16 protein-coding genes are annotated in these 17,579 nt (G+C 58.2%); 14 read left to right on the top strand and 2 right to left on the bottom strand.

What is annotated here, in order from left to right; genetic code table 11:
• The first annotated feature begins 11 nt into the window (after positions 1 to 11).
• From EL234_RS00795 to EL234_RS00750, 10 genes are all read left to right on the top strand, one after another.
• Positions 12 to 551 (top strand): NUDIX hydrolase, encoded by a 540-nt coding sequence (locus EL234_RS00795; protein WP_126415684.1) that lies wholly within the window; start codon positions 12 to 14, stop codon positions 549 to 551.
• A gap of 38 nt (positions 552 to 589) precedes the next feature.
• Positions 590 to 1,351, top strand: a complete 762-nt coding sequence (locus EL234_RS00790; protein WP_126415683.1) for a YebC/PmpR family DNA-binding transcriptional regulator — start codon at positions 590 to 592, stop codon at positions 1,349 to 1,351.
• A complete protein-coding gene (gene ruvC, locus EL234_RS00785) occupies positions 1,351 to 1,983 on the top strand; it encodes a crossover junction endodeoxyribonuclease RuvC (RefSeq protein ID WP_126415682.1) in 633 nt (210 codons plus the stop codon). The genes EL234_RS00790 and ruvC overlap by 1 nt, the downstream gene beginning before the upstream one ends.
• 83 nt (positions 1,984 to 2,066) lie before the next feature.
• Positions 2,067 to 2,654 (top strand): Holliday junction branch migration protein RuvA, encoded by a 588-nt coding sequence (gene ruvA, locus EL234_RS00780; protein ID WP_126415681.1) that lies wholly within the window; start codon positions 2,067 to 2,069, stop codon positions 2,652 to 2,654.
• Between the two features lie 2 nt (positions 2,655 to 2,656).
• Entirely contained in the window at positions 2,657 to 3,667 is a 1,011-nt protein-coding gene (ruvB, locus tag EL234_RS00775; RefSeq protein WP_126415680.1) for a Holliday junction branch migration DNA helicase RuvB, read from the top strand.
• An 89-nt stretch (positions 3,668 to 3,756) separates the two neighbouring features.
• Positions 3,757 to 4,128: a preprotein translocase subunit YajC gene (locus tag EL234_RS00770; RefSeq protein ID WP_164712261.1), complete on the top strand. Its 372-nt coding sequence runs from the start codon at positions 3,757 to 3,759 to the stop codon at positions 4,126 to 4,128.
• A gap of 26 nt (positions 4,129 to 4,154) precedes the next feature.
• The gene (gene secD, locus EL234_RS00765) at positions 4,155 to 6,068 is read left to right on the top strand and encodes a protein translocase subunit SecD (protein ID WP_241969028.1); all 1,914 of its coding nucleotides are present in this window, start codon (positions 4,155 to 4,157) and stop codon (positions 6,066 to 6,068) included.
• A complete protein-coding gene (gene secF / locus EL234_RS00760; RefSeq protein ID WP_126415678.1) occupies positions 6,068 to 7,171 on the top strand; it encodes a protein translocase subunit SecF in 1,104 nt (367 codons plus the stop codon). The genes secD and secF overlap by 1 nt, the downstream gene beginning before the upstream one ends.
• The gene (locus EL234_RS00755; RefSeq protein WP_126415677.1) at positions 7,168 to 7,722 is read left to right on the top strand and encodes an adenine phosphoribosyltransferase; all 555 of its coding nucleotides are present in this window, start codon (positions 7,168 to 7,170) and stop codon (positions 7,720 to 7,722) included. The genes secF and EL234_RS00755 overlap by 4 nt, the downstream gene beginning before the upstream one ends.
• 46 nt (positions 7,723 to 7,768) lie before the next feature.
• A complete protein-coding gene (locus tag EL234_RS00750) occupies positions 7,769 to 10,072 on the top strand; it encodes a RelA/SpoT family protein (RefSeq protein WP_241969026.1) in 2,304 nt (767 codons plus the stop codon).
• On the opposite strand, the gene EL234_RS00745 is transcribed toward EL234_RS00750, so the two are convergent.
• Both EL234_RS00745 and EL234_RS00740 read right to left on the bottom strand, forming a co-directional pair.
• Entirely contained in the window at positions 10,020 to 10,523 is a 504-nt protein-coding gene (locus tag EL234_RS00745) for a hypothetical protein (RefSeq protein ID WP_126415676.1), read from the bottom strand. The two genes, EL234_RS00750 and EL234_RS00745, sit on opposite strands and share 53 nt — an antisense overlap.
• Positions 10,524 to 10,596: 73 nt before the next feature.
• A complete protein-coding gene (locus tag EL234_RS00740; RefSeq protein ID WP_126415675.1) occupies positions 10,597 to 11,979 on the bottom strand; it encodes a DUF349 domain-containing protein in 1,383 nt (460 codons plus the stop codon).
• 167 nt (positions 11,980 to 12,146) lie between these two features.
• Here EL234_RS00740 and EL234_RS00735 point away from each other — a divergent pair, with 167 nt between their 5' ends.
• The 4 genes from EL234_RS00735 to EL234_RS00720 are packed head-to-tail and all read left to right on the top strand — an operon-like array spanning position 12,147 to position 17,556.
• Positions 12,147 to 12,872, top strand: a complete 726-nt coding sequence (locus EL234_RS00735) for an MBL fold metallo-hydrolase (protein ID WP_126417194.1) — start codon at positions 12,147 to 12,149, stop codon at positions 12,870 to 12,872.
• Positions 12,873 to 12,927: 55 nt separating this feature from the next.
• Complete coding sequence (gene hisS, locus EL234_RS00730; protein WP_126415674.1) at positions 12,928 to 14,253, top strand: histidine--tRNA ligase; 1,326 nt, start codon at positions 12,928 to 12,930, stop codon at positions 14,251 to 14,253.
• Positions 14,246 to 15,985, top strand: a complete 1,740-nt coding sequence (locus EL234_RS00725; protein ID WP_164712259.1) for a dynamin family protein — start codon at positions 14,246 to 14,248, stop codon at positions 15,983 to 15,985. Before hisS ends, EL234_RS00725 begins: the two co-directional genes overlap by 8 nt.
• Positions 15,982 to 17,556 (top strand): GTPase, encoded by a 1,575-nt coding sequence (locus EL234_RS00720; protein WP_126415672.1) that lies wholly within the window; start codon positions 15,982 to 15,984, stop codon positions 17,554 to 17,556. The genes EL234_RS00725 and EL234_RS00720 overlap by 4 nt, the downstream gene beginning before the upstream one ends.
• The last annotated feature ends 23 nt before the right edge of the window (positions 17,557 to 17,579 follow it).

Genomic DNA, 17,579 nt, shown 5'->3' with positions numbered 1-17,579 from the left:
AAAGACGTGCAATGGAACACGAATGGCCTCTTGACGCGGATGGTTTTCCGCACCGCCAGGCTGGCCGCTGCGTGGTGTTCAATCCGGCTGGTCAGCTGTTGTTGATTCTTGGTCACGACGTCGACGATCCGGACTATCGCTGGTGGTTCACTCCCGGTGGCGGGCTCGACGACGGGGAAAGCGCGCGAGAGGGAGCAGCTCGTGAGCTACGCGAAGAAACCGGGCTCGCCGTCGCACCCGCACGCCTGGTTGGCCCGGTACTTGATCGGCGTTCAACGTTCCGTTTTCTTCGCAAAACACGTAAGCAAGACGAACTATATTTCATTGTGCACGTGGACGACGCCGAACAGGCAGTTATCGATTCGCGTGCGGAAGCTAAGCTCACGGCGCAGGAACAGTCCCTCTTGGATGAGTTCCGCTGGTGGGATCTAGGCGAATTGGCTGCTGTCGCACATGCGGGTGAACTGGTGTTTCCCGTCGGCCTGGCGGCCATGGCAACCGTATGGCGCGATGGCTGGGACGGCACGGTTATCACGCGCGTCGAAGAATAGCGGTAGAATGACCCCCAGACCATTCGAAGGGAGATTTAGTGGCCGGACATTCTAAGTGGGCAACCACCAAGCACAAGAAAGCAGCCAACGATGCCAAGCGCGGCAAGCTGTTCGCACGCCTCGTCAAGAACATTGAGGTGGCGGCTCGTACTGGAGGTGGAGATCCCGATGGAAACCCCACGCTTTATGACGCCATTCAAAAGGCGAAGAAGCTCTCCGTTCCTAACGACAACATCAACCGGGCAGTCAAGCGTGGCAGCGGTGAGGACGGCGGAGGCGTCGATTACGAATCGATCATGTACGAAGGCTACGGCCCGGGCGGCGTTGCGATCCTCATGGAAGCGCTGACCGATAATCGCAACCGGGCCGCAACGGACGTGCGCGTGGGGTTGACCCGCAACGGCGGCACGCTCGCCGAGCCGGGATCCGTGGCCTACATGTTCGCGCGCAAGGGCGTGGTTGAAGTAGACGCCGAGGGCAATGAAGAAGACGATCTGCTCATGGCTGTTCTCGACGCCGGCGCAGAAGAGATTAACGACGAGGGCGAGGTCTTCGAAATCATCAGCGAGCCGAACGACGTCGTCGAGGTTCGTAAAGCCCTGCAAAGTGCGGGCGTGGATTACAATTCCGCCGAAGTTCAGTTCGTGCCGTCCGTCAAGGTTCAAGTGGATGCACCTACTGCACGCAAAGTGCTCGCGCTCATCGACGCGCTGGAAGATGTGGACGACATTCAGAACGTCTACACGAATCTTGATATCAGCGATGAGGTGCAAGCCGAGCTGGAGGCCGACGACTCCTAGTGCGCATCATGGGAGTCGATCCCGGGCTGACGAGGTGCGGGATTGGGATAGTCGAGGCTAGCAACGGCCGCCGGGTGCAGATGGTGGCCGTCGATGTCGCGCGAACCAAACCTGAAATGGCCCCGCACTATCGGCTGCTCCTTATTTCTGAGGCGATTGAAGAAGCGATTGCCCGGCACCAACCTGACGTGCTCGCGGTGGAACGCGTGTTTGCGCAAGAAAACGTGCGTTCTGTGACTGGTACCGCCCAGGTTGCCGGGATTGTCATGCTTGCAGCTGCCAAAGCCGGTTTACCGCTGGGTATGCATACGCCCTCGGAAGTCAAAGCGGCCGTCACCGGCAACGGGCGGGCAGAGAAAAACCAAGTCCAGCTCATGGTGCAACGCATTTTGCGGCTTGATGCTCCGCCGCGCCCGAAAGACGCCGCGGACGCTCTTGCGATTGCGATCTGCCACGCGTGGCGCGGTGGAGCCTTGCACATGGACAGTGTGGATCGGGCTCAGCACGGGGGAGCAGGTATGCTACCGCGGGCCGAGGGCGCGGATTTGACTCCCGCGCAACGAATCTGGGCCGGAGCCGAGCGGATTTCTCGCCGTCATGGGGCAGTCGAGCCGAAAGAACGCCAGAGTTGATTCGTCGGTAAGCCCGGGCGCGCCTTATGACAGCCCGCGCCAACCTTCGATAAGATCAAACGGGTGTTCGAAACGGAGGAATAATGATCGCATCTTTACGCGGGCAAGTCCTGCGCATCACCACGTCAAGCGCGGTCATCGAAGCTGGCGGGGTTGGGTACGTTTTCCTTGCGGCACCGGACACGCTCGCCAGTTTGCGAGTAGGCGAAGAAGGCTTCGTTTACGTGACGATGGTTGTCTCCCGCGAGGGGGAGCCCACGCTTTTCGGTTTTGGTGACGACGACGCGCGGGCAATCTTCGAAGTACTGAAAACCGTGACGGGTATTGGTCCGCGTTCGGCCCTGCAAATCTTATCGGCTCTCCCGCCAAATGATTTGCGGCATGCGATTGCGAGCAAGAACGAGGCGGCGCTCGTGAAAGTACCCGGAATTGGAAAGAAAACTGCGCAACGGATGGTGTTGGAACTGGACGGCAAACTCGGTGAGCCGAGCGGCGCTCCGGTCGCAACCGAATCTGCATCGGATAGCGAGGTCGTAGCGGCACTGGTCAACATGGGGTGGAAAGAACACGATGCAGCCACCGCACTGGGCGCCGCACGCCAGCAGATACCCGATGGTGGTGTGGCTGACCTGTTGCGAGCCGCGTTGCAGATTCTTGGGCAACGGAGGTAGGCGTGAGCGAATACACCAGTAGTGAAGCCTCGGAGATCGAACGGGCACAGGAGGCTGCACTTCGGCCGAAGATGCTCAGCGAGTTCGTCGGGCAAGAGGTCGTACGCGATCAGCTGTCGTTGGTGCTCGAGGCCGCTGTCGCGCGCCAGCGGCCTGCCGATCACGTGCTCCTTGCCGGCCCACCGGGCCTTGGGAAAACAACACTCGCGATGATTATCGCCGCCGAAGTTAATGGCGCGCTGAGGCTCACGTCCGGTCCGGCGATTCAACACGCTGGTGATCTTGCTGCCATTCTCTCATCTGTTCATGAAGGCGACGTGCTTTTTATTGACGAGATTCACCGCTTAGCCCGTACTGCTGAAGAAATGCTCTATCTGGCAATGGAGGATTTCCGGGTTGACGTCATGGTGGGTAAGGGGCCTGGTGCCACCTCGATTCCGCTTCCACTGCCACCGTTTACTGTGGTGGGAGCAACCACGCGTGCCGGGTTACTGCCCGCTCCGCTACGTGATCGTTTCGGGTTTACCGCTCACCTTGACTTTTATAGCGTGGAAGAGCTCGCACTCATCGTTGAACGTAACGCCATCAAACTTGATGCCGAGCTGACCACAGAGGCAGCGCACGAAATCGCTTCGCGTGCCCGGGGCACGCCGCGTATCGCGAACCGGCTTTTGCGGCGTGTCCAGGACTGGGCTCAAGTTCGTGGCAGCGGCGTCCTTGATTTGGAGGCCGCTCAGGCCGCGCTTGACGTCTTCGAGGTCGATGCTAAAGGCCTTGATCGTCTCGACCGCTCAGTATTGGAAGCACTGTGCAAACGGTTTAACGGAGGCCCGGTGGGGCTCACCACGCTCGCAGTGTCCGTGGGTGAAGAGCCGGAGACTGTGGAGACTGTTGCGGAGCCGTATCTCGTCCGGGAAGGCTTTATCGTCCGCACACCTAGGGGTCGAATGGCTACCGACGCCGCCTGGAAGCATCTTGGACTCACACCTCCGGACGCCACGCTCTTTTCGTGACTGGCTCCACGATCTGTTTTCTTTAGTACGAGCGGCTTTGTGAGTAGACTCGCTTCGTTAAGCGAAAAATGAAAGGAAGGCGGCCGAACATGGAATTCATCATCCTCCCCGTCGCCCTAGTGTTGTTGTTTTGGCTCATGAGCCGTAGCACACGCAAGATGCAACAGCAGCAGATTGAGCAGCGTAACGAGGCGCTCGTCGTGGGTAATAACGTGGTGACGCAGGCTGGTTTTCTTGGCCGGATCGTTGATATTGATGGCGACGCCGTCACGTTGGAATCGCCGTCGGGAGACGAATCGGTGTGGTTGCGTAGCTCGATCGTGACGAAGATGGATATTCCGCTCGGCGAGTCGGAGTATGTTGACGGCGATACCGACGAGGGGGAGGAACCCGAATCGGACGAGCTGACGAACGAGTCGCCGTTTATTGAGGATAAAGAAACCCCCACAGAAAACAAGTAGCGCCCAGCGCGTTGAAGGAATTTATCGTGTCACAATCGATTCACGACGGCGACAGTCAGCCCCGGCCCATTCGGCGGCTCATCGTCGTCGCTCTTATGCTTGCCGCGTTGATCGGCTCACTCGTGGTTGGAACCATGACGACGGGCAAGTCGCGGTTCACCCCTGATCTGGCACTTGATCTTGAAGGCGGTACGCAGATTATTCTCACTCCGGTCACCACTGATGGTTCGGAAGTGACGAGCCAAGATATTCGCGAGGCAATCAACATTATTCGCCAGCGTGTTGACGCCACCGGCGTGGCAGAAGCTGAAATTACGGCTCAGGGCGGCTCGAACATTATCGTCTCGTTGCCGGGGCAGCCCAGCCAGGAGACGCTTGACCTCGTGCGTACCTCAGCCGTGTTGAGGATGAGGCCCTCGCTTACGATTCTCGATCCGGGGCCGCTGACTGCCGACTCCGTGGTGAAAGCTCTCGGCGATAAAGCGCAGGGCATGGATCCGGCGCAGATGAACGATGAGGATCTCGACAAGGCTATTCGCCAGCTTGCTGATGTGAACGGCGACGGCGAGCTGGCCACAGAGCCCGCGCAAGAGCCCGCGAATCCTTCCGATCCGGCGTGGATCACGGAGCAGCTCATGTACGAGGCCTACAAGCTTGATTGCACGGTTCCCGATACCCGTTCGGCAGCCCAGACTGATAATCCGAATACGGCGATTGTGGCTTGCGATCCGGAAAGCCAAACCAAGCATCTGCTTGGCCCTGCCGAACTGGACGGCACGAATCTGGACACCGCATCGTCAGGCCCGGATGTCAACAGTCAGGGCGTGGCCACCGGCGGATGGGCTGTCAACATGTCCTTCGATGATGAGGGCGGCAAGATTTTTGCTGACGTGACCGCCAGGCTTTCCGGGCTGCAGTATCCGCAAAACGCTTTCGCTGCCGTGCTTGACGGTAAAGTAATTTCGTTTGCCACGGTTAGCTCGGTCATTCCTGGTGGGGAAGCGAAGATCTCCGGTAGTTTTAACGCGAAAGAAGCAGCTAATCTGGCGAACCAACTCAAGTTTGGTTCACTGCCGCTACAGTTCGAAGTACAGTCTGAAGAACAGATTTCAGCAACGCTCGGCTCGGAACAGCTCGTGTCCGGTCTTATCGCTGGCTTGGTCGGCATGTTGCTCATTGTGGGGTACATGATCTGGCAGTATCACGCGTTAGGTGTCATTGCTATCGGATCGATTCTGCTGTCAACCGGAATGTCATATCTGATCATTTCGTTGCTGTCGTGGACGATGGGATACCGCCTGTCGATGGCTGGCGTGCTCGGCATTATCATCTCGATTGGTGTGACCGCCGATTCGTTTATTGTCTACTTCGAGCGTATTCGTGATGAGATTCGTGACGGGCGCACCATCCCCGCAGCGGTTCGCCATGGCTGGGACCGCGCCAAGCGGACGATTATTATTTCCGACGTCGTCAACCTTGTGGCCGCCGTCGTGCTTTACCTGCTGACTGTGGGATCGGTGCGAGGATTTGCGTTCACGCTCGGAATCACGACAGTGCTCGATCTGTTCGTCGTCACGATGTTCACCTACCCGCTCATGACGCTCATTGCCAAGACAGAGTTCTTCGGAAAGGGCAAACGAGGCTCGGGCATGGATCCCATCAAACTGGAGGCCTTGCCACGCTACCGAGGCCGCGGCGTGGCCAGCCGATCGACTCCGAAGAGGTCTGCGGCAAAGAAACGTTCACTCGTGACCTCCGACGGCGTGGAACTGCACGACTACGAATTACCAGACGCACGCTTTACCGACGCCGGGGCGCCAGGTTTCCGGCAGTCGAGGCGCGAAGAAGAACTCGGTTCAGGAGAATCCCTTGCGAAAAGACGAGCTCGGGAACGCAGACAGGCGCGCAAAGCACAGGCTGCGGAAGGGGATGAGGCGTAATGTCGATGTACTCGATCGGTAACGATCTTTACACGGGCAAGCGTTCGTTCAATATTGTTGGCCGGCGCAAACTGTGGTTTTCGGTCGCCATCGTTTTCGTATTGGTGTCGATTTCTGCGTTCATCATTCGTGAACCCAATCTTGGTATCGAGTTCCGCGGAGGATCGCAGTTCACGGTGTCTGGAACTCAGATTAAGGATCACGGTCCGGCATACGACGCCGTCGCGGAAGTATCCGCCTCCGTGCCGCGAGTGTCGAATGTCGGCCAAGAAGCCGTACGCGTGCAGACCGAGGAACTGAGCGATCAAGACACGCAGGCTGTGCGTTCGGCACTTGCGGAGGCCTACCAGGTACCGGACAGCGAAGTCACGTCGACCTTTATTGGTCCGTCATGGGGGCAAGATATCCTGGCCCAAGCGCTACGCGCCATGGTGATCTTCATGGTTGCGATCTCTGTTGTACTCATGGCGTACTTTAGGTCGTGGACGATCGCCGTGGGCGCTATCGGCGCACTTCTTCACGATTTCATTGTGACTCTCGGTGTTTACTGGATCCTTGGCCTCGAAGTGACTCCGGCGACTATCATCGGTCTGCTGACGATCATGGGTTATTCGCTGTACGACACGGTGGTTGTGTTCGATAAGGTGCGCGAAAATACCGTGGAACTTACGTCGCAGCATGAGCGTACGTATGCTGAGGAAGCCAACCTCGCGATTAACCAGACGCTTATTCGCTCGATCAACACGTCCGTCACAGGTTTGCTGCCCGTGATTGCCGTGCTGGTCATCGGCGTATGGATCCTTGGTGCTGACACGCTGCGCGATCTTTCCCTTGTCATGTTCGTTGGCATGTTGCTATCGGCCATCTCCTCAATCTTCGTGGCAGCTCCTTTGGCTGTGTCGCTGGCTGAGCGTGATGAGAAGATCAAAGAGCACACCGAGGAAGTTCTCTCGCGCCGTGCCGCCCTCACTGGGAGCGATAGTGATACGGAAACCACCGCGGCTAAAGATTCCGATAGCATAGCGGTGGAGCTCGTCGCTGGCAGCCATCAGGGTCAGCGTGCGCAACCCAAACGGAAAAAGAAGAAGAGGAAAAATCGTTGAGCAATGACGCCATCTTCCCCCAAGATACGGTTGATCTCGTTAAATCACATGTTCGAGAGGTCAACGACTTCCCTGCACGCGGAGTGCTATTTCGGGATATCACCCCGCTGATTGCGGATGGGCCCGCGTTTTCTTCGCTCATTGAGATTCTGGCAGACCGGTATCGCGGCACATGTGACGCGGTGGCCGGTCTGGAATCACGCGGTTTCATCCTTGGCGCACCGCTCGCCCACGAACTCGGCGTCGGAATGTTAACGGTTCGTAAGGCTGGGCGTTTGCCAGGCCCCGTCGTCGGTGTGGATTACGATCTGGAATACGGTTCTGCGCGTATGGAGCTCCAACCGTTCACGGTTGAGGACGGGATGCGCGTTCTCGTGATCGACGACGTGCTTGCCACCGGTGGTACCGCCGGTGCGGCGTTTCAGCTGATTGAGCAAGCTGGGGGCATTCCGGCGGCGTTGTGCATTTTGCTTGAACTTAAAGATCTTGGCGGCAGAGAGTACCTTGCACAGCGTTACGACTATCCGGTGGAATCGGTTATTTCTTATTAAGTACGCCGTAACATGATTGTGGGTAGCCGTAGCGTATAATCCATACATGGATACAACCTCGCATGCCGATCCGGAGCCGCGCATTCGTTCGCGGCTGTCATGGCTTGGGCGCAGGAATGATATCCCACCACTGTTAGAGCCGCTCATGCGGGCGATTGGCGATCGTAAGGTAGATAAGGCGCGGATCGTTCGCGCATATGAAATTGCTGAGCGCTACCACAAGGGGCAGATGCGCAAATCTGGCGAGCCCTATATTACGCACCCCGTCGCCGTCGCTACTATTTTGGCGGAACTCACTGTTGACGACGACACGCTTGTAGCAGCTCTTCTTCACGACACGGTTGAAGATACCGACTACTCGCTGAAACAGCTGACGAAAGACTTCGGGGAAACCGTTGCGCTGCTCGTCGACGGCGTCACGAAGCTTGACAAGGTGGAATACGGCGAGGCGGCACAGGCTGAAACAGTGCGCAAAATGGTCATCGCCATGGCCAAAGATATCCGGGTGCTTCTCATTAAACTTTGCGATCGCTTGCACAACGCGCGCACGTGGAAATACGTCGAGCCGGGGTCGGCACGGCGGAAGGCCCGGGAGACCTTAGAGATCTATGCGCCGCTCGCACACCGGCTCGGCATGAACTCGATTAAGTGGGAGCTTGAGGATCGTTCGTTTAACCAGCTGTATCCAGCAGTGTATTCCGAGATCGAACGCATGGTTCAAGACCGGGCACCCGAACGCGAACGCTATATCGCCCAGATGAAGGTCGAACTGGAACGCGAACTTGCGAAGGCGAAGATTAAGTGCACGATCTCAGGGCGGCCGAAGCACTACTATTCGATCTACCAGAAAATGATTTTGCGCGGCCGTGATTTCGAGGATATCTACGATCTCATCGGTGTGCGCGTGTTAGTGGACGAGGTCCAGGATTGCTATACGGCACTTGGTATCGCCAATTCGCTCTATGTTCCAGTGCAGGGGCGGATCAAAGACTACATTGCATCCCCGAAGTTCAATCTCTACCAGTCGATCCACACAACTGTGCTCGGCCCGGGATCGAAAACAGTAGAGATTCAGATTCGCACGTATGACATGCACAAACGCGCCGAGTTTGGCGTGGCCGCCCACTGGCGTTATAAAGAGAATCCGAATGCGGCAAAACCCGACGAGGCCGCTCAGGCAGACACGCAGCTTGAATGGCTACGGCAATTAGTTGATTGGCAACGTGAGACTGCCGATCCGAAAGAGTTTCTTGACTCGCTACGCTACGAGATGTCAGGATCGCAGGTCTACGTGTTTACGCCCATGGGTGAGGTCATGGAACTGCCCTCGGGATCGACTCCGGTTGATTTTGCGTATGCCGTTCACACCGAGGTCGGCCATCGTACGGTGGGAGCGAAGGTTAATGACAAGCTGGTCACTCTTGATCACAGGCTTGAATCTGGTGACACGGTAGAAATCATCACCACGAAGGCCGAAGACGCCGGGCCGTCTCAAGGCTGGCAGGAATTCGTGGTCACGGGCCGTGCAAAGTCCAAGATCAGAACGTGGTTTACGAAGTCTCGCCGGGAAGAAGCGATCGAACAGGGCAAGGAGAAGCTTGCTAAAGCGATCAGGCGGAGAAACGAGCCGGTTCAGCGGCTCATGTCGCATGAGACGTTAAAGGCTGTTGCCCAAGATCTGTCACGTTCGGATGTTTCTGAATTATATGCCGCGATCGGCGAGGGCACGATTTCGGCGGAAACAGTGGTGCGCCGGCTTATTTCGTCCCAGGGCGGGCGTGCCGGGGTTGAGGAGACGATGGCGGAAGCCGTCACTCCCACACGGATTCAACATCAGCAGGTGGGTGCCACGTCGTCGGCTGTTGTCGTCTCTGACATGGAACAGACGGACGTTTTGGTGAAGCTCGCCAAGTGTTGTACGCCGGTTCCTCCTGATGAGATCGTCGGTTTCGTCACCCGCGGTAACGGGATTTCTGTGCATCGGGCTGATTGCCGAAATATGCGTTCGTTGCGCCGGGAGCCCGAACGGTTTATCGATATCGCTTGGGCTGACGACGCCGGCGGAAACGTCTTCCTCGTACAGATTCAGATCGAGGCGTTGGATCGTAAGGGCTTGTTGGCTGATATTACGAGGGCGCTTGCAGAACATGACATCAACATGCTGACCGGGTCGATGAACACGTCGAATGAGCGGGTTGCCCGCTTGAACTTCACGTTCGAGATGGCAGATCCACACCACTTGCAACAGGTGCTGCGTGAGATCCGCAAGATCGAAGGAGTGTATGACGCCTACCGGCTCACGGGTTCTGAGCCGGCGGAATCTGAGCGAAATTCGCAGGCAGCTGGTTAAGTATCGAGCGGGCTCGTAAGATTCCGGCAAGGGATAGTGCGTGGGCGCGCTCCTTAATTTTCTCTAGGCGTGCGCCCGCTCGTATGAGCACGCCCATGTAACCAATCCCGCTTTCGGGGTCTTTGATGAGGAGATCGAGGGCGGTTCGTTCCAGGCTTGTCAGCTGTTGCCCGCCGATCGTGACGACGTCGACCGGATCGGCCTTTTTCATCACGTCCACTGTGTTGGCGAGCCGGACGCTCGTGAGCCCCGTGTGAATCCAGAGTGCGGCTTCTGCCCGCACGATTTTATCCCTGTGGCGCATTGCGATAATTCCGCCGCGCATGGTGGAGGAGTGGCACAGGTCAACACCGACTAAACCGATTCCGCCAATTTCGACCATGAGCCGCTCATGGAGCAGAGCGTGCCCGGCGTTGCGCTCGGTGATGGTTGCGGGTTGGTGGACGTTCATGACCCCTAGTCGATCACGAACCGAGGTCGACCAGGCTGGTTATCCACAACGGCGGCGGATGTCCACAACAGCGTTAGTCAGCTTGTACTGCAGCCAGCCACGCCTTGCGAGCTTCAAGAGCTTCTTCGAACTCTTTGACCTTCTTCTCATCGCCTGCGGCACGAGCCTCGGCAATCTGGCCGTCAAGTTCATCGATGAGCTTTTGCAACTGGGCAGCCATGCCAGCAGAGCGCTCTTCCTTATCCGGATCCGATTGACGCCACTGCTCCGACTCAACGTTGCGGATTTCATCTTCGATCTCGCGTAGGCGCCCTTCCGTACGCTGGACGTCAGCACGCGGAACACGCCCAATGGCATCCCAACGTTCACCGATGGAACGGATTTGGGTTTTGGCATACTCGAGGTCCGTGACGGGAACAAGCTTTTCGGCCTCTTCAAGCAGGGCAAGCTTCAGATCTCGATTCGCTGCGAATTCTTCATCAACCTTCGAGTTGAACGCGTTGCGAGCCTCATAGAAGTGATTTTGCGCGGCGGAAAAGCGTGCCCACAGCGCGTCATCTTCTTTGCGGGTGGTGCGCCCGGAACGTTTCCACTCGTTCATCAACTCACGGAACTGACCAGAGGTTGCACCCCAGTCGGTCGAATCCTTGATTTCTTCTGCGCGAGCAATGAGCTGCTCTTTGACTTCCACGATCTTCTTGCGTTCGGCGTCGCGCCGGGCAAAGAACTGGCGACGATGGCGATCAAAAGTGGTACGAGCAGAGGAAAAGCGCTTCCACAGCGCGTCCTCGACCGGACGGTCGATACGGGTGGAGTGCCGCTGGGCGTACTTCCACTGGTCGAGAAGATCAATTAATTCTTGGCGCGAGTTCTTCCAATGCGTGTGCTGAGGATCTTGCGCGGCGATAGCTTCCGCAGCTTCCACGATAGCGGTGCGCTCTTCGAGAGCTAGCCGCTTAGCCTCTTCACGCTCCGCTTTGACTTCTTCTCGGCGCTTTTCAGCCGTGCCCTCGAGCGCTTCGACTCGGCGGCGTAGCGCATCCACATCACCAACAACGGCAGGTTCCACCAACTGCTCGTTGAGAGTCTTTAACGACGTGGTGATCTCGTGCGGAGAAATATAAGACACGCGCGCTTCGAGCAGACTCACCTGATTTTCGAGGTCCAAATAGCGGCGCACATAAAGACCAAGAGCATCCTTTTCATCGCCGTCCACAGCATATTGACCCACGATGCGCTCTGACTCATTACCCGATGCTCGCAACCACACGTTGCCGTCGTCGTCCACGCGCCCCCATTTGGCGGCTTCTGCCGCGGCGGCGTCGTCAATATCAGGCAAGGGCGCTGCGACGCGTGGAGCTGCCTGTTTGGGAGTCGGAGGCACGGCAGGCTGCGGTGTGGGCTGTGCCTGCTCTGTGGCGTCGGCGTTCTGGGGCTGATTGGTGGACTCGGTCATGAGTTTTCTCCTCAATAGACGGGGTTGGCCGGTGGCCACACCGTGCGCGTAACAATCGGTAGTCTACGTGGTTAGCATAACAATTTTCTTCTTATCCGGAATTTCATCCACGAAAACCGCCAAGTCGGCCCACGCCCACGTGAAGAAGATCAGGTAGCGTGGTAGACATGATCTTCTTGCGCAACTGTCAGACCTACTTAGAAGCACACACGTACATTATTGCCGACGACGAGGCGAAGGAAGCGCTCGTCGTCGATCCCGGTGCCGGCTCGCACGCCTGGGTGCCTACTGCGTTGGAATCTCGCGGTCTCACCTTGGGTGCGGTTCTCCACACCCATGGGCACGCCGATCACGTGTGGGATTCCGCCGTCGTCGCAGGTGATGCGCCCGTATACATTGCCGCACCTGACATGTATCGGATGGACAATCCTGTTGGCATGGCTCCCAACGATCCAACGCGCGATCTCGTGCTCTCACGCCTCGGATTCCAGCCTTGGACCAAACCAAAAAACTTGCACGAGATTCCTGCCGCTATGCTTACTGGTCCGTATGAGATCGTGGCCGGAATTAATATCCGTGGCATTCCAGCTCCTGGTCACACGGAAGGATCCACCGTGTTTCTCCTCGAAGGCGATCCGACGCCGGATAAAGAAGGCGCAATGATGTCTACGGGTAGGAAAGAACACATCATGCTCAGCGGCGATGTCCTGTTTAATAACGGGGTGGGACGCACCGATTTGGCTGGCGGTGATTCAGAAAAAATGGCCGCCACGCTACGCCTGCTCGTACAAATCATCAAACCTGAAACGTACGTGTTCCCGGGCCATGGCCCGGGAACCACCATGTTCAACGAGGTGCGCCACAACCTCTTCTTGCATCAGGCGATGAGCTAGCGCGTATAGGCGTGCCAATTCGGCGCAAGCACGCTAAAGGTGAAAGAATAGGCGCATGGCACGAATTTCACCTTTATCTGGCTTTCCTGAATGGCTCCCTGCTGGTCGTATGGTCGAACAGCACGTGATCGACACGCTACGCGACACCTTCGAGCTGCACGGTTTTTCGGGTATCGAAACACGCGCGGTCGAGCCTGTGGAAAGACTTTTGGCGAAAGGTGAAACGTCGAAGGAGATCTACCTGCTGCGCCGACTGCAGGATAAGAGTGGATCGGATTCAGACCTTGGCCTTCACTTCGACCTGACTGTTCCGCTCGCACGTTACGTGCTGGAAAATTCTGGGCACTTGATGTTCCCATTCCGCCGCTACCAGATTCAAAAGGTCTGGCGTGGTGAGCGCCCGCAAGATGGCCGTTTCCGCGAGTTCTTGCAGGCGGATGTCGACGTGGTGGGGCAAGACACCCTTGCGTTCCACCACGAGGTTGAACTGCCGCTTGTCATGGTGGACGCGCTGGGCAAACTGCCGATTCCGCGCGTGCGTATCAAGGCATCCAACCGTAAGGTGGCCCAGGGCTTTTATGAGGCGATCGGTATCGAGGATGTCGATGAGACGTTGCGCATCATGGATAAACTCGACAAGGTTGGGCCGAAAGCAATCACCGAGATGCTGGCTGACGGCGTTGGGGCGACTGGCGAACAAGCACGGCTTGCGCTCGAGCTGGCGAATATTTCTGGCGACGACGCCGAGGTAGCTGATCGTGTCTTGGCGCTCGGCTATCGATCCGATCTGCTAGACGAAGGTCTTAGCGAGCTGGTTGCGCTTGTTGAAGGTGCCAATGAGCTCATACCGGGATTCTTGAGTGCAGACCTGCGGATTGCTCGCGGGCTCGACTATTACACGGGCTCGGTGTATGAATCGGTTTTTGAAGGGCACGAGGATCTCGGATCGGTGTGCTCGGGTGGGCGTTACGATTCGCTTGTGTCTGATGGTAAGAAGACGTATCCGGGTGTCGGGCTGTCGATCGGCGTGTCGCGCATTATTGCGCGTGTGCTCGGGCAGGGCATGTTGACGCCGTCGCGTAGTGTTCCAACTGCTGTGCTCGTAGCGGTTAATGACGAGGGCGAACGCCGGCATGCAGAGCGTATTGCGCTCAAGCTTCGCGGCCGTGGTATCCCCACGGAAGTGTCACCAAATTCGGCGAAGTTCGGTAAGCAGATCAGGTACGCAGATCGGCGCGGTATCCCGTTTGTGTGGTTTTCTGCCGACGATGGCGAACAGGTGAAAGACATCCGTTCGGGAGACCAGGAGGCCGCGGATCCGGATACGTGGATGCCACCGGCGGAAGATGTGCGCGTGGAAATTCGAGGTAGCGATGAATGACGAGATCGCCGGCCCGAAATCTCAGGTGGCGCCCATATTGCGGCCGTTTCGCGACGCGCTTGACGCGCTGAGCTTTCCGCTGCCGCTGGGCTCGCAAGGTGAAGGTGAGCTGATTCGTCAGGATATTTTGAACCAGCTCTCGGATTACGTCATTCCGCGTTACGACAGCCTTGAAGCACCTTTGCTCGCAGTGTTTGGCGGTTCCACGGGATCTGGGAAGTCGACGCTCGTCAACTCAATTCTTGGCGAGAACGTATCGCAGGCCTCGGCGCTGCGTCCAATTACTCGCCGGCCGATTTTGGTGCATCATCCCGACGACGCACACTGGTTTACGGGCCAGCGGATCTTCCCTCATTTGGCTCGGGTCACCTCGCACAGGGAAGAAACCGGCGAGGACATCGAGACGTCGAATGAGTTAGAACTGCGTTCCTCGGATCGAGTCCCGCGCGGGCTGGCGCTGTTAGATTCACCGGACATCGATTCTGTTGTGGCAGAAAACAGGCAGTTGGCGGCTCAGTTTTTGGCCGCGGCTGACCTGTGGGTGTTTGTGACGACCGCGGCGCGCTATGCGGATGCGATTCCGTGGGCGATGCTTGACGACGCGGCGCAGCGAAACGTCGTCGTCGCAATGATTTTGAACCGTGTGCCGGCGGGGACGGGCGCGCTCATCCGCCCAGACTTGGATCGTATGTTAGCCGAGCGGGGTTTGGAACACGCTCCGCTGTTCATGCTCTCCGAGCAGGAGCTTGACGACGACGGCCACGTAACCAGCGCCGATGTCGAGCCAATTAGGGGGTGGCTTGAGGGCTTGGCCGAGGATGCAGCAGTGCGCGCGTCGGTTGCTCGGCAGACGCTTGGCGGAACGGTTGACGTACTGTTGGCAGACAGCGAGGGGGCCTTGTCGGCCTACGACGAGCAGATTGCTGCTGTTGACGCGCTGCGCTGGGATGTGACGACGGCGTTCGATTCGGCATTGGACAGCATTTCGCGTGCGGTCAGCGATGGCACGATGTTACGCGGCGAAGTACTTTCGCGTTGGCAAGACGTCGTTGGTACCGGCGAGTGGGCACGCAAGCTAGAACAGGGCGTGTCAACTCTGCGCGATAAGATCACCGGATTCTTCCGGCCCCAAGTTGACACCGCGCACGTGGACGAAGCTCTTGAAGATAGCTTGTACAGTCTGATTGTGAGTGAAGCTGACCAGGCCAACGCTGCGGTCGCTCACGCGTGGAGCCGAGGCATCGGTGGCGAACTGGCACAACAGGCCCGCAGCCGAATTTCCGATAGCGAGCAGCGCAGTGAGGCAGCCGCGCAGCTGGTACGGGACTGGCAGTCAGACCTGATTGCGATGATCCGTGCCGAAGGCGATAGCAAGCGGATGACAGCCCGGGCACTCGCTTTTGGCGTGAACGCCGTGGGAACTGCGCTGATCATTGTGGTGTTTGCATCGACGGGCGGGCTTGTCGGTGGTGAGATCGCGGTGGCAGGAGGCACAGCTGTGCTCGCTCAGCGAGTACTGGAAGCGGTCTTTGGCGTCGACGCCGTACGCAAGATGGCCGCGAGCGCACGCGAGAACCTGGCACGGCGAGTCAAAGACTTTTTGAGCGCGGATGCTGACGCGTGGCAGGCAGCGTTAGATGATGTGGGGATTAGCCGCCGGGCCCGGGAAGATTTCGCGGTCGCGCTGATGGCGTTGCGGCGTGCGAAGGATGCGGATAGGAGGGCCCGGTGAAACTTACTGAAGCGATAGGAACGCTGCATACCACGATCGAGATCGGTGAGGAACGCCTGCCTGATCTCGTGTCCCAAGCCAAGCCGGTTCTTGACAAGGCGGTTGCGCGCAGGTCAATGGCCTCCGACGTGACGATCGTTGCCCTTGCGGGGGCGACGGGCGCTGGTAAGTCGTCGTTGCTTAATGCGTTGGTTGGCCGCGAGATTGCTCGCGTGAGTCCCATCCGGCCTACGACATCTGATCCGATTGCGGTCACGAACACGAACGATTCCGACGTGTTGGATTGGCTTGATATTGCGCAGCGCCACGAGGTGGAGTTGCGGACATCAGCTCCCATGGTGCTCGTTGATCTGCCGGATATCGATTCCACGAGCTTTGCGCATCGGGATACGGCGCGGCGGCTGACGTCGATTGTTGACGTGGTCGTGTGGGTGCTGGATCCGCAAAAGTACGCTGACGCCGTCGTACACGAAGATTATTTAGCAGGATTGGCCGAGCATGCTGAGACGACGATCGTGGTACTCAACCAGGCCGATCGCCTTGATGACGAGACGCGCACTAGCGTTCTTGCGGACGCTCAACGGCTTATCTCAGAGGACGGCCTAGATGTTGAGGTCATGCCGACGTCGGCGATCACCGGGATGGGTCTGGCCCGCCTCTGGGGAATTATTGATGGTATCGCGACGGAAAAGTCAGCAGCTGCCAAGCGGCTATCGGCTGATATTCGTACGGTAGGTCGACAGATCGTCGGCGGGATTCATGCTGCAGGCGGCAAACAACCCGATCAGGCACAGGAACCCGATTTTGCGCCCGTCTCGGCTGCGTTGGCGAGCGCCGGTGGGTCCGGCGTCGTGGCTGATGCAGCCGCAACATCGTATGAGAGGCGAGCACACCAGGCTACGGGCTGGCCGGTCACACGTTGGCTAGCTGGGCGCAAAGTGGATCCGCTCAAGAGGCTACGTCTTGCCGGCGGCGAAGGTGCGAGCCAAACGAGAGTTACCGGAGTACGCGACGCCGTCGCGCCAGCGCTCATCACGGCAGCACGAGGCAAGTTGCGCACCTATGTTGACCAGTCCACGCAGCATTTGCCGAAGGAATGGGCACTTGACGCGCGGGGTGCCGCCAGCCAGAAAGCTGACCTTTTCCTTGGCCGGGTGGACCAGATTATTGCGGATGTCGACGTCGAAGCTAGGCGCCGGCCGGCGTGGTGGGTGCTGTTCAACGCGGTGCAGTGGTTGGCGCTCATCATCGCTATCGCTGGTGGTTTGTGGCTTGCCTTGCTCGGCCTCGCCGATGTTTTACACCTGCAGATTGGGCCTCCGCCCAGCGTGGGAATCTTTTCCGTACCATCCCTCATGCTGATTGGCGGACTTGTGGCCGGCTGGCTGGTGGCACTGTGCGGGCGAGCCTTAGCGAAGCGGGGTGCGCGGCGCACCGGCGAACGAGTGAACAAAAGGCTACGCGACGCGATCGACACGGCAGCTCGCGAAGACCTGCTTGCCGACATCGCCACCGAACGGGCAGATTATCAGCGTTTCTACGAGCTCGCATCAAGCCTGATCAGCAGCTAGTCAGCAGGCTTGATGCACGGTCA

The organism is Trueperella bialowiezensis, from assembly GCF_900637955.1.
GTDB classification, from domain to species: domain Bacteria; phylum Actinomycetota; class Actinomycetes; order Actinomycetales; family Actinomycetaceae; genus Trueperella; species Trueperella bialowiezensis.
This window is presented reverse-complemented; position numbering and strand designations above follow the sequence as displayed.